At 70.1% G+C, this 12,240-nt stretch carries 10 protein-coding genes and 1 pseudogene; 2 read left to right on the plus strand and 9 right to left on the minus strand.

Translation table 11 applies throughout. The annotated features are described in order from the left end of the window. Positions 1 to 7: 7 nt before the first annotated feature. From folB to ftsH, 4 genes and pseudogenes are all read right to left on the minus strand, one after another. Positions 8 to 340, minus strand: a pseudogene (gene folB, locus AC1DY7_RS08775) (dihydroneopterin aldolase); the annotation flags it as partial. Beyond that, positions 333 to 1,136 carry a dihydropteroate synthase gene (gene folP / locus AC1DY7_RS08780; protein WP_477493495.1) on the minus strand — a complete coding sequence of 268 codons (804 nt, stop codon included), beginning with the start codon at positions 1,134 to 1,136 and terminating at the stop codon, positions 333 to 335. The pseudogene folB and the gene folP, both read right to left, overlap by 8 nt. Before the next feature lie 32 nt (positions 1,137 to 1,168). Continuing rightward, positions 1,169 to 1,768 carry a GTP cyclohydrolase I FolE gene (folE, locus tag AC1DY7_RS08785; RefSeq protein WP_477493291.1) on the minus strand — a complete coding sequence of 200 codons (600 nt, stop codon included), beginning with the start codon at positions 1,766 to 1,768 and terminating at the stop codon, positions 1,169 to 1,171. Next, positions 1,765 to 4,041 (minus strand): ATP-dependent zinc metalloprotease FtsH, encoded by a 2,277-nt coding sequence (gene ftsH, locus AC1DY7_RS08790; RefSeq protein WP_477493292.1) that lies wholly within the window; start codon positions 4,039 to 4,041, stop codon positions 1,765 to 1,767. Before ftsH ends, folE begins: the two co-directional genes overlap by 4 nt. Before the next feature lie 130 nt (positions 4,042 to 4,171). Here ftsH and AC1DY7_RS08795 point away from each other — a divergent pair, with 130 nt between their 5' ends. Both AC1DY7_RS08795 and AC1DY7_RS08800 read left to right on the plus strand, forming a co-directional pair. Beyond that, positions 4,172 to 5,095, plus strand: coding sequence for an alpha/beta fold hydrolase (locus AC1DY7_RS08795; protein WP_477493496.1), 924 nt, complete (start codon positions 4,172 to 4,174; stop codon positions 5,093 to 5,095). Positions 5,096 to 5,134: 39 nt separating this feature from the next. Beyond that, positions 5,135 to 5,878: an SIMPL domain-containing protein gene (locus AC1DY7_RS08800; RefSeq protein ID WP_477493293.1), complete on the plus strand. Its 744-nt coding sequence runs from the start codon at positions 5,135 to 5,137 to the stop codon at positions 5,876 to 5,878. Here AC1DY7_RS08800 and AC1DY7_RS08805 read toward each other — a convergent pair. From AC1DY7_RS08805 to dacB, 5 genes are read right to left on the minus strand one after another with little or no spacing between them, the layout of a single operon-like run. Continuing rightward, a complete protein-coding gene (locus AC1DY7_RS08805) occupies positions 5,875 to 8,097 on the minus strand; it encodes a molybdopterin-dependent oxidoreductase (protein ID WP_477493294.1) in 2,223 nt (740 codons plus the stop codon). The genes AC1DY7_RS08800 and AC1DY7_RS08805 overlap by 4 nt on opposite strands. 18 nt (positions 8,098 to 8,115) lie before the next feature. After that, on the minus strand, positions 8,116 to 8,706 hold the full coding sequence (gene hpt, locus AC1DY7_RS08810; protein ID WP_477493295.1) for a hypoxanthine phosphoribosyltransferase: 591 nt from the start codon (positions 8,704 to 8,706) through the stop codon (positions 8,116 to 8,118). 59 nt (positions 8,707 to 8,765) lie between these two features. Next, on the minus strand, positions 8,766 to 9,722 hold the full coding sequence (gene tilS / locus AC1DY7_RS08815; protein WP_477493296.1) for a tRNA lysidine(34) synthetase TilS: 957 nt from the start codon (positions 9,720 to 9,722) through the stop codon (positions 8,766 to 8,768). After that, positions 9,701 to 10,807 (minus strand): zinc-dependent metalloprotease, encoded by a 1,107-nt coding sequence (locus tag AC1DY7_RS08820; protein ID WP_477493297.1) that lies wholly within the window; start codon positions 10,805 to 10,807, stop codon positions 9,701 to 9,703. Before AC1DY7_RS08820 ends, tilS begins: the two co-directional genes overlap by 22 nt. Beyond that, complete coding sequence (gene dacB, locus AC1DY7_RS08825) at positions 10,804 to 12,189, minus strand: D-alanyl-D-alanine carboxypeptidase/D-alanyl-D-alanine endopeptidase (RefSeq protein ID WP_477493298.1); 1,386 nt, start codon at positions 12,187 to 12,189, stop codon at positions 10,804 to 10,806. Before dacB ends, AC1DY7_RS08820 begins: the two co-directional genes overlap by 4 nt. Positions 12,190 to 12,240 lie beyond the last annotated feature (51 nt).

Genomic DNA, 12,240 nt, shown 5'->3' on the forward strand with positions numbered 1-12,240 from the left:
GCCGCGCGCCGCGCCCCGCCCGCCCCCCCCGCGGGGCACCGGGTTTGTGCACCACGACCTCGACGGCGTGCACCCGGGCGTCGGTCATCACATCGTCGGCGATCTCGGCCGACACCGTCTCGATCAGATTGCGCGGCGGCCCGGCCACGATGTCGGCGGCCCGCTGGGCCAGCGCACCGTAATCCAGCGTGTCGGCCAGGTCGTCACTGGCGGCGGCCGCCGCGAGGTCCACCCAGACGGTCAGGTCGACGACGAAGTCCTGCCCATCCCGGCGCTCGTGCTCGAACACCCCGTGATGTCCACGGACGGTCAAGCCGCGCAGTTCGATTCGATCAGCCATCGTGCCCTCCCCAAGCCTCCACTACCTTCAGCGCATCGACCGAGGCCCGCACATCGTGCACCCGGACTCCCCAGGCGCCGTCGCGGGCGGCCAGCGCGGAGATCACCGCGGTCGCGGTTTCGCGGCCCGCGGGGGGCCGAGGTTCGGCGTCGGCGCCGGCCAGCAGGGTCCCCAGGAAGCGCTTGCGGGACGCGCCGACGAGCACCGGGATGCCGGTGCCGACGAACTCCGGCAGCGCCCGCAACAGTGCCCAATTGTGTTGGGCGGTCTTGGCGAAACCCAGACCCGGGTCGATGATGAGGTTGCCCACCTCGACGCCGGCCGCCACCGCCGCGTCGACGCTGCGCATCAGTTCGTCGCGCACCTGCGCCACCACATCGGTGTAGCGGGGCACCTCATGGGGCCGGTCCGCCCCGACGGAGCGCCAGTGCATCAGGATCCACGGCACCTGGGCCTGCGCGATCAGGCCGGCCATCGCCGGATCGGCCCGGCCGCCGGACACATCGTTGACGATCTGGGCGCCCGCGGCCAGCGCCGCTTCGGCCACCGCGGCGTGCATGGTATCGATACTGAGTGTGATGCCTTGCGCGGCAAGCTCTTTGATGACGGGCACTACCCGGCCGATCTCGACGGCCGCATCCACCCGGGTGGCCCCGGGCCGGGTCGATTCGCCACCGACATCGATGACAGCGGCCCCGTCGGACACCAGTTGCAGCGCGTGGGCGACGGCTCGGTTCCGGTCGAGGAACTGCCCACCGTCGGAGAACGAGTCGTCGGTGACGTTGACGACACCCATCACAACCGGGGCGACGAGATCACGACCGGCGTTCACTTGCGCAGGATCAGTTCCAGTGCCTCGGCCCGGGACGCCTTGTCCGTCTTGAACTGTCCGCGGACCGCAGACGTCGTGGTGACCGCACCGGGTTTGCGCACCCCGCGCATCGCCATGCACAGGTGCTCGGCTTCGACGACGACGATCGCCCCGCGCGGGTCGAGCTTGCGCATCAGCGCGTCGGCGATCTGGGCGGTCAGCCGCTCCTGAACCTGCGGGCGCTTGGCGTAGAGGTCGACCAGACGGGCGATCTTGGACAGCCCGGTGACCCGGCCGTCCAGGCCCGGGATGTAGCCGACATGCGCCACCCCGTGGAAGGACACCAGATGGTGCTCGCAGGTGGAGTACATCGGGATCTGCTTCACGAGGACGAGTTCGTCGTGCTGCTCGTCGAAAGTGGTGTTGAGCACCGCGTCGGGATCGGTGTACAGCCCGGCGAAGATCTCCCGGTAGGCCCGGGCCACCCGCGCCGGAGTGTCGATCAGACCGTGCCGATCGGGGTCCTCGCCGACGGCGAGCAGCAGTTCACGTACGGCGGCCTCGGCGCGTGGCTGGTCGAAATCACGCTTGGCAGCGGTGACGTCGCTCGCCGTCATCGGCGCTCCTCGGGGGCCTGTTCTCCGTGTGTGGGCGGGTACTGCGGATACGGCTGCTGCTGCGGGGGCGGCGGGTAGCCGGGCTGCTGATGCTGCTGCGGCGGTCCCGGGGGATACCAGTGACCCTGCTGCTGCGGGGGCTGGTCGCGGGGCGGCCAGCCGGGGGCGTGCCAGCCCGCGGGTGCGCCGTAGTTGGGCTGCGCGCCGTTGGGAACGCCGTTGGTTCCGTTGGTCCCGTTGGTGTGACCGGCGCCGTTGGCGTTGCCGTTCTGTGCCGCGGCCTCCGCGGCTTTGGCGCTGGCCGCGGCGATTGCCGCCTTGAACGCCGGCTCCTGGACCGGGGGCGGCCATGGCTCGCCACGCTCGATGGCGATCTCGCCTGGGGTCTTGATCGGCGGCTTCTCCGACGGGATGCGCCCCCCGAAGTCGTCGAACATGGTGAGACGAGGCCGCTTCTTCACGTCGACGAGGATTCGCTCCAGGTCGGGGCGGTGCAGCGTTTCCTTCTCCAGCAGTTCGAGCGCGAGGATGTCGAGCACATCGCGGTACTCGGTGAGCACCTCCCACGCCTCGGTGTGTGCGGCCTCGATGAGCTTGCGGACCTCGTCGTCGATGTCGCGGGCGACCTCGTGGCCGAAATCGCTCTGGGTGCCCATGGTGCGGCCGAGGAACGGGTCGCCGTGTTCGGTGCCGTAGCGCACCGCACCCAGCTTGGGGCTCATCCCGTGTTCGGTGACCATGGCGCGGGCGACCTTCGTCGCGTTCTCGATGTCGGACACCGCACCGGTGGTCGGCTCCCGGAAGATCAGTTCTTCGGCGGCACGGCCGCCGATGGCCATCACGAGGCGCGCGATCAACTCGGAGCGCGTCTGCAGTCCCTTGTCGTCATCGGGGACGGCCACCGCGTGCCCGCCGGTGCGGCCGCGGGCCAGGATGGTGACCTTGTACACGGGATCCAGGTGCGGCATCGCCCAGCCGGCCAGGGTGTGCCCGGCCTCGTGGTAGGCGGTGATCTTCTTCTCGAACTCGCTGATGATGCGGCCCTTGCGGCGCGGTCCACCGATCACCCGGTCGACGGCCTCTTCCAGGGCCGGGCCGGTGATGACGGTGCCGTTCTCGCGGGCGGTGAGCAGCGCGGCCTCGTTGATGACGTTGGCCAGGTCGGCGCCGGAGAACCCGACGGTGCGCTTGGCCAGCCCTTCCAGGTCGGCATCGGGAGCGATCGGCTTGCCCGCCGAGTGCACCTTGAGCACCGCGCGGCGGCCGGCCAGGTCCGGGCTGGAAACCGGGATCTGGCGGTCGAAGCGGCCGGGACGCAGCAGCGCCGGATCGAGGATGTCGGGCCGGTTGGTGGCCGCGATCAGGATGACGCCCTGGCGTTCACCGAAGCCGTCCATCTCGACGAGCAGCTGGTTGAGGGTCTGCTCGCGCTCGTCGTGCCCGCCGCCGAGGCCCGCGCCACGCTGGCGGCCGACGGCGTCGATCTCGTCGACGAAGATGATGCACGGGCTGTTCTGCTTGGCCTGTTCGAACAGGTCGCGCACCCGGGAGGCGCCGACGCCGACGAACATCTCGACGAAGTCGGAACCCGAAATCGTGAAGAACGGAACTCCCGCTTCGCCGGCCACGGCGCGCGCCAGCAGGGTCTTGCCGGTGCCGGGCGGACCGAACAGCAGCACGCCCTTGGGGATCTTGGCCCCGAGCGCCTGGTAGCGGCTGGGGTTCTGCAGGAAGTCCTTGATCTCGTACAGCTCTTCGACGGCCTCGTCCACACCGGCCACGTCGGCGAAGGTGGTCTTGGGCATGTCCTTGCCGAGCTGCTTGGCCTTCGACTTGCCGAAACCGAAGCCCATCCGGCCGCCGGTCTGCATGCGGGAGAACATCACGAACAGGCCGACCAGCAGCAGCAGCGGCAGCATGTAGATCAGCAGCGAGCTGAGCAGGCTGCTCTGGTTGACCACCGTGTTGGTCTTCGCGTTCTTCGCGGTCAGCGCGTTGAACAGGTCGACACCGAACCCGTTGGGGTACTTGGTGATGATCTTGTCGCTGTTCTCGGTGTCGCCGTTGCCCGACTTCAGCTCCAGACGGACCTGCTGTTCGCGGTCGTCGATCTGGGCGCTCTTGACGTTGTCGGCGCTGATCTGCGCCATCGCCACCGATGTGTCGACGGGTTTATACCCGCGGGTGTCATCGCTGAAGTAGAAGAAGGACCAACCCAGCAGCAACACCACCGCGATCGCGGTGAGGGTGCGGATCACGTTTTTTCGGTTCATCGATGTCATTCGCCGGCAGGTGCGAGCCGGCCCGGTCCTTCCAATGAGCGCAGTTGAGAACTTTCAGGCTACCGCTATGCCAACGATCAGCAGTTCCCACCGTGAGATCCGCGTGTGCTTTGGTGGATCGGTGCTCACCCCGACCCTGCGGTCAGTCCGAACCAACGGCGTCACCCTGCGGATTCTCGAGGCCGGCGAGCGGGGTGCACCCGTCGTGGTGCTGGCCCACGGCTTCCCGGAACTCGCGTATTCGTGGCGCCACCAGATCCCGGCGCTGGCGGCGGCCGGCTATCACGTCATCGCCCCTGACCAGCGCGGCTATGGCGGCTCGTCGCGCCCCGGTGCCATCGAGGACTACGACATCGTGGCGCTGACGGGTGACCTCGCGGGCCTGCTGGATGACGTCGGCGCCGAACGCGCGGTGATGATCGGCCACGACTGGGGTTCGCCGGTGGTGTGCAACTTCGCGCTGCTGCACCCGGACCGGGTGGCGGCGGTGGCCGCGCTGAGCGTGCCTCCGGTGCCGCGGGCGACCGAACCGCCGACCCGGATCTGGCGCCGGCTGGTCGGGGACGGGTTCTTCTACATCCTGCATTTCCAGGAACCCGGGGTGGCCGACGGGCAGATGGCCCGCGACGTCCGCGACACCATGGCGCGGATGGTCGTCATGCAGGGAATCACCGCGCCGGCCACCGAGTTGGCCGACCAGCCGCTGCCGCCGCTGCCGGACTGGATCAGTTCCGAGGAGTTCGACCACTACGTGGCGGCGTTCGAGCGGACCGGGTTCACCGGCCCGCTGAACTGGTACCGGAATTTCGACCGGAACTGGGAACTCACGGAGGTGACCCCGGCCACGACCATCGCCGTGCCAACCCTGTTCCTGGCCGGCAGCGCCGACCCGGTGCTGACGTTCACACCGCGCCACCGCGTGCACGACGTGGTCACCGGCGACTACCGCGAGGTGCTGCTCGACGGCGCCGGGCACTGGTTGCAGCAGGAGCGCGCGCAAGAGGTCAATGCGGTGCTACTGGAATTCCTGGCCGGACTGAACTGATCTAGCTGGGCGAACCAAGGCAGCCGCTAGGGTGCGAACATGCCCCTTGCACACCGTGCACCGGTCCGGATCTGCCTCGCCGCGATCGCTGCGGCACTTGCCCTGGGTGTCACCGCGTGTGACTCCACGCCGCCGTCCCCGAAGTCCTCCGACGCCGGCGCGACACGGCAGGTGACGGTGGTCGGGAGCGGCAAGGTCCAGGGCACCCCCGACACCTTGACGGTGTCGGCGTCCATGGAGGCGACGGCGCCCGACATCACCGCGGCGCTGAACCAGACCAGCCAGCGTCAGCAGGCGGTCATCAACGCCCTCGGTGGTGCCGGCATCGACAAGAAGGACATCAGCACCTCGCAGGTGTCGCTGCAACCGCAGTACAACATCGACGGCTCCACCATCTCCGGGTACCGGGCCGGCAATTCCATCGACGTGAAGATCCGCAAGGTCGACACGGCGTCGAACATCTTGGCGCTCATCACCAACAACGGCGGTGACGCCACCCGGATCAACTCCGTCACCTACTCGATCGAGGACGATTCGCAGTTGGTGAAGGACGCCCGCGCACGTGCCTTCAACGACGCGAAGGACCGCGCCGATCAGTACGCGCAACTGTCCGGACTGTCGCTGGGCAAGGTCATCTCCATCTCCGAAGTTTCAGGGTCCCCGGGCCCCAACCCACCCACCCCGACACCGATGCCACGCGCCGCGATGGCCGAGGCCGTGCCGCTGGAACCCGGTCAGCAGACCGTCGGGTTCTCCGTGACGGTGGTCTGGGAGCTGACCTAACCCGCGGGTGCGATGTCGACCGGGATGCCGTTGAGCACCGCGGTGCCCGACAACGGATCCAGCGCGCGGCCGTCGTTGAGCTGATTGACGTTCACCCCGGGCTCGGCCCCCGCGACACCCAGCCGGGTGCCCCCGCGGTCATGACCCCAGCCGTGCGGCAGCGACACGACACCGCGGCGCATGCCCGCCGTCACCTCCACCGGCGCGATCAGTTCACCACCGGGCCCGCGCACCTTCGCGGAATCGGTCAGGCCGAGCTCGGCGGCATCGTCGGGGTGCACCTGCAGCGTGCACCGGTTGGAGCCGCCGGTCAGCGTAGCGACGTTGTGCATCCAGCTGTTGTTGGACCGCAGGTGACGGCGACCGATGAGCACGTACGCCTCCGCGGGACGGTCCAGCGCCGCCCGTAACCGGGCGGTGTCGGCGACCAACGCCTGCGGCGCCAGCTCCACCTTTCCCGACGGAGTCGAAATCACCTGCGCCAAGCGGGGTTTCAGAGGTCCCAGGTCGATTCCGTGCGGTGACGCCTGCAGCCGGGCCAGGGTGAGGCCGTCAGCGTCGGCGCCGAACCCGTCGCCGTACGGGCCGAGGCGCAGCATCATGTCGAGCCGGCGTTCGTAGCCACGCGTCCCGGTCAGCGCAGCGGTCAGTTCCGCTACCGGCCTGCCGTGCACCGCCGAGTTCGGGTCGGCGGTCGCCTTGGCCAGCGCCCCGGCGATCACCTGGTCATCGACCAGACCGGGATCGCCGTGCGGGCCCACCCCGTACAGGATCAGCGCCACCCGGGACAGGATCTCGGCCTCGTCGGGCCGCCCGTCGGCGGCCGGCAGCACGGGCGGGGTGTAGCGCGCGTTGTTGCGCACCGCCAGGTTGTTCAGCGCGAAATCGAAATGCGGGCTGGCCGAGGGCGGTGGCGGGGGCAGGATGACGTCGGCGTGCCGGGTGGTCTCGTTGAGGTACGGGTCGACCGACAGCATGAACCCGATACCCGACAGCGCGCGATCGAGCCGGGCGCCGTCGGGCGCCGACAGCACCGGATTGCCTGCGATCGTGATGAGCGCCTTGAGTTGGCCGTCCCCGGGGGTGTCGATCTCCTCGGCCAGGGCCGCGGCGGGCAGTTCGGAGAGCGTCTCGGGATGCCCGGAGACCCTGCTGTGCCACCGGCCGGTGACGAATCCGCGGCCGGGCCCCGGCTTCTTCGGCGCGGGCGCGGCGGCACCGAGGGGGAACATCGCGCCACCGGGTGCGTCGAGATTGCCGGTCAGGATGTTCACGACGTCCACGAGCCAGCTGCCCATGGTCCCGAATTCGACTGTGGACGTGCCGATTCGGCCGTAGACGGCGGCCGACGGCGCCGTCGCGATGTCGCGGGCCAGCTCCCGGATATCGGCGGCCGGTACGCCGCAGTGCTCGGCGACGGTCTCCGGCGCGAAATCCGCGGCCAGTGCGCGGACCTCGTCGACACCGTTCACCAGTGCGGCGATCTCCCCGAGATCGGCGAGTCCCTCGTCGAACAGCACGTGCACGACGGCGAACAGCAGCGCCGCGTCGGTGCCGGGTCGGGGCGCGATGTGCCGGTCCGCGAGCGCGGCGGTTCGGGTGCGGGCCGGGTCGATGACGGTGAGCCTGCCGCCGCGTTTGCGCAGGGCCCGCAGCTTGCCGGGGAAGTCGGCGGCGGTGGCCAGCGAGCCGTTGGACACCATGGGGTTGGCGCCGATGACCACCAGATGATCGGTGCGATCGATGTCGGGCACCGTGAATGCGACCGGGCTGCCGAACATGAAGCCCAGCGACACGTGTTTGGGCATCTGGTCCAGCGTGCTCGCGGAGAACACCTGCCGGGTTCCCAGCGCCTTGACGATCACCGGGGCGTACAGCGACCCGGCCACGGTGTGCGCGTTCGGATTACCCAGGTACACACCGACCGATGCCCCGCCATGGGCGGCGACGGCACCACCGAGGCCGGCGGCGACCGCGTCGAACGCCTCGTCCCAGGTGGCGTCGACCAGTTCCCCGTCGCGTCGGATAAGGGGGCCGCTCAACCGGTCCGGGTCGTTGTCCAGGCCGGGCAGGCTGGCCCCTTTGGGGCAGATGAAGCCGGCACTGAACACGTCGTCGGCGTCACCGCGGGCGTGGGTGACCTTGCCGTCCTCGATGGTCAGCACCAACCCGCAGGTGGCTTCGCACAAGGGGCAGATCCGAAGGGCTGATTCGGTCATGACCGCATTCTGCGCCGTTTACGGGTGCTCGTACACCTTGGGTTCGAGAGTGCCGATGAACGGCAGGTCCCGGTAGCGCTCGGCGTAGTCCAGGCCGTACCCGACGACGAACTCGTTGGGGATGTCGAACCCGATGTGCGGGATGTCCACGTCGGCGCGCACCGCATCGGGCTTGCGCAGCAGCGCGCACACGCTCAGCGAGCGCGGCCGCCGGGTCGCCAGGTTGCGCAACAGCCACGACAGGGTCAGCCCGGAATCGACGATGTCCTCGACGATCAGCACGTGCCGGTCGTTGATGTCGCGGTCGAGGTCCTTGAGAATGCGGACCACCCCCGAGGACGAGGTGGACGACCCGTACGAGCTGACGGCCATGAACTCCAGCTGGGTGGGCAGCGGGATGGCGCGGGCCAGGTCGGTGACGAACATCACCGCACCTTTGAGGACCGTCACCAGCAGCAGATCGTCCCCGCCCTCGACGAGCGGGCCGTAATGGGCGGCGAGGTCGGCCGCGAGTTCGGCGGTGCGCGTCTGGATCTGCTCTTCGGTGTACAGCACCGACTTGATGTCACCGGGATACAACTCGGCAGCGGAATGCGCAGGCACGCCCACAGCGTGCCACGTCGAGCCGTTGTGTTCCAACAAATCCCCGTCGCTGCGCTCGTGCCGGATCAGACCGGCTCGGTGTGCATCGTCAGCACTCCGTCGCGGCGGGATGCGAACAGCCGGGCGTGGCGCAGGTCCGACCCGACGGCCACCCCACCCTGCCCGCGCCAGGCGGTGACCAGCGCGTCCACCCCGTGGATCTGGATTGCGCTCAGGTCTACGGCGCCTTGTTCGAGCAGCCACAGCCGGATCACCCGTCGGCGCACCGCGGCAGGCAGCGCGGCCAGCGCGCCGGCCACCAGGCCGTCGTCGCGTGCCATGTCCGGCAGCGCCCGCTCGGCGAGGGTGTCCAGTGCCTCGGTGTCCTCGCGCAGCGCGGCGGCGGTGCGGGACAGCGCGCCGGCGACCCCGCCGCCGAGTACCTCCTCCAGCAGCGGCAGCACCTCGGTGCGCAACCGGACCCTGGTGTAGCGGGGATCGGCGTTGTGCGGGTCCTCCCACGGCGTGAGTCCGAGCTCGGCGCATGCGGCCCTGGTGCGCTCGCGCCGCACCCCGAGCAGCGGGCGCGCCCACGGGTCGTCGAACGCCCGCATGCCTGCGATCGATCTCGCGCCCGACCCACGTCCCAGCCCGAGCAGCACCGTCTCGGCCTGGTCGTCGAGGGTGTGCGCCAGCAGGACCGGCAGCCCGTCGCGCGCGTCGTCCAGGGCCTGATATCTGGCCGTCCTGGCCGCGCCCTCCGGGCCGCCCGCGGTACCGACTTCGACGCCGAGCACTTGTGCGGCAACACATCCCAACGCCAGGGCCTGTTCTTGGGCGGCGCGCGCGACGGCGGCCGATCCGGGCTGTAGGCCGTGGTCGACGATCAGCGCGACGGTGGGACGCAGCGCCGCCGCCACGGCGGTCAGAGCCAACGAGTCGGCGCCACCGGACAGTCCGACGCACCAGCGCTCGGGTCCGTGCGCCGATGCGAACGCCCGGACCACGGCGCGCAGCTCGGCTACAGCACCCGGTCGATCCACCGTTGCGGCTCTTCGATTTCCGGGGGTAGGGGCAGCGTCTCGGCGTTGGTCCAGATGGTGTTGAACCGGGACATCCCGACCCGACCCACCACCTCGTCGACGAAGGCCTTGCCGCGGGTGTACTGGTTCATCTTCGCGTCGAAGCCCAGCAGGGCCCGGACGATCCGTTGCAGCGGAGGCTGTTTGCGTTGCCGCCGGTCATCGAAGCGCGCGCGGATGGTGGTCACCGACGGCACCACCGCGGGCCCGACGGCATCCATCACGTGTTCGGCATGGCCTTCCAGCAGAGTGCCCAGCACCAGTAACCGGTCCAGGGCCTGGCGCTGCGGTTCGGCCTGTACGGCGCGCAGCAGTCCCACCACGCCACCCGAGTTCTTTTCGGCCGCATCGCCTTTGCGTTGCTCGCGGACGTAGCCGGCAAGCCGGCCGACGATCTCGCCGACCTGTTCGCCGGCATCCTGGGTCAGCGTCGCCAGCGAGGACGACATGTGTTCGGCCAGCCACGGGTTGGCTTTGAACTGGACGCGGTGGGTCACCTCGTGCAGGCACACCCAGAACCGGAAGTCGGTGGGGTCGACCCGCAACTGCCGCTCCACCGCAATGACATTCGGGTAGACCAGCAGCAGTACGCCCGCGGCGTCATTCCCCGAGTCGCTACGCTCCAGCCCGCCGGTGCTGAAGGGGTCGTACTGCCCCAGGATGCCCGCCGAGATGAACCCGAGCACCGCGCCGGTCTGCGCGCCGGCGAGCTTCGACGTGAGGAATCCGCCCGGCGTATCGGTGCCGCCGGTCATCACGCGCATCGACTTCGTGGCCGCCCGCACCCATTCGGGGCGGTCCACCACACGCGCCTCCGCGATGTCGGCGCCCTCGTTGAGTCCGGTCACCTCGCGCACGGGAAGCTCTGCGCGGCGGGCCAATTCGGCGAGTTGGGCGACCGCCTGGTCGCGGGTGTAATCGGAGGTGACCGGGGCGGGGCGGGCCAGCTTCGCGCCGACATTGGCCGCGAACTCCCAGTCGACGGCGCCGCCCACAGTGCGGATTCCCCGGTCGCTCCGCTCCTGCCCGCCGGTTGAAGGGCTCATCCGCCGCACCCGCACGACCGCAGCACCGCAGCCAGTGCATCCAGCGAGGTCCGCCCGGTCGGTCCGGCGTTGTTGGACATCAGCGCGAAGGTCAGCACCCGCCCGCTCTCGTCGGTGACGATGCCGGCCAGCGTGTTCACCGCGGTCAGCGAGCCGGTCTTGGCGCGCAGCCAGCCCGCGGCGGCCTTGCCGGCGTCGGTGTCCAGATAGCGGTTGGACAGCGTGCCGCTGCCACCGGCGATCGGCAGCACGTCCACCAGCGGGCGCAGCCGGGGGTGATCCCCGCTGACCGCGGCGGCGACCGCGCCGTCCAGCGTGTTCGCGGTCAACCGGTCATCGAGCGACAGCCCGCTGGAATCCACCAGCGTCGCGCCCGCGGTGTCGACGCCGACACCCCGCAACTGGGTCAGCACCGACTGCACGGCGCCGTCGAAGCTCTGCGGGCGGTTCAGTGCCGCGGCGACCTCGCGGCCCGTCGATTCGGCCATCACGTTGTCGGATTCGTTCATCATCTGCCGCAGCCGCTCCAGCAGCGGCGGCGACGTGACCGAGGCGAGCTCCCTGGCGTCGGGCACCGGCCCGGACGCGACGGTCACGGTCGCCGGATCGACACCCAGCGCCGCGGCCAGTGCGCGGCCGGCATCCAGACCCGGTGTGGTGGACCGGCGCGATTCGACGGACACCGGCTGGGTCCGGCCGCCGTCGAGCATGACCGACTCCATCGGGGCGATGTCACCGCCGTCGATGTCGGCGGGATCCCAGCCCGGCGCCATGGTGGGTCCGCTGTACGCGGAGAGGTCGACCTGCACGGCGGTCGTACTGGTGCCGCTGCGCTTCACCTGATCGGCCAGATCGCTGATCCGGGCCGCGCCCTTGTACCAGGTGGGCTTGCCCGCGGGGGCCGCCGACAACGTCTGGTCACCGCCGCCGTGCAGCACCACCACACCGGGCGTGGCGCCGGCCAGAACCGTGGTGGTCAGCGTCGCGTCGCGGTCCAGGGTGGCCAGCGCGGCGACGGTGGTGAGCACCTTGTTGGTCGAGGCAGGCAGCATCGGGATGGTCGCACCCTGGGTCCAGAGCTCGGCCCCGGTGTCGGCATCGGTCACCCGGCCGGTCAGTGCACCGAGGTTGGGGTCGGCCAGGGGGCCCGCCAAGGCTGCCGCCAGGCCCGAGGCGGACGGATCGTCGGTGCGATGCCCCAGGGCCTGCACGCCCGGCGCCGCGGTCGCCGCGGCAGGTTGGGGACGGATCGCGTCGTTGTTGCGGGCCGAGGTGTCGCCCGAGGTCATCACGGCGGCCACCCCGACGACGGCAGCGACGAGCATCAATACCACCAAGCCGATCACCAGGTGGGTGGATCGGCGCCACCGAGCGGGCCGCATATAGAGCAGGGTATCGGTACCTCTAGGGTGGACCCGCGTCGTCACGTGGCG

The organism is Mycobacterium sp. P2_H7, assembly GCF_056403275.1.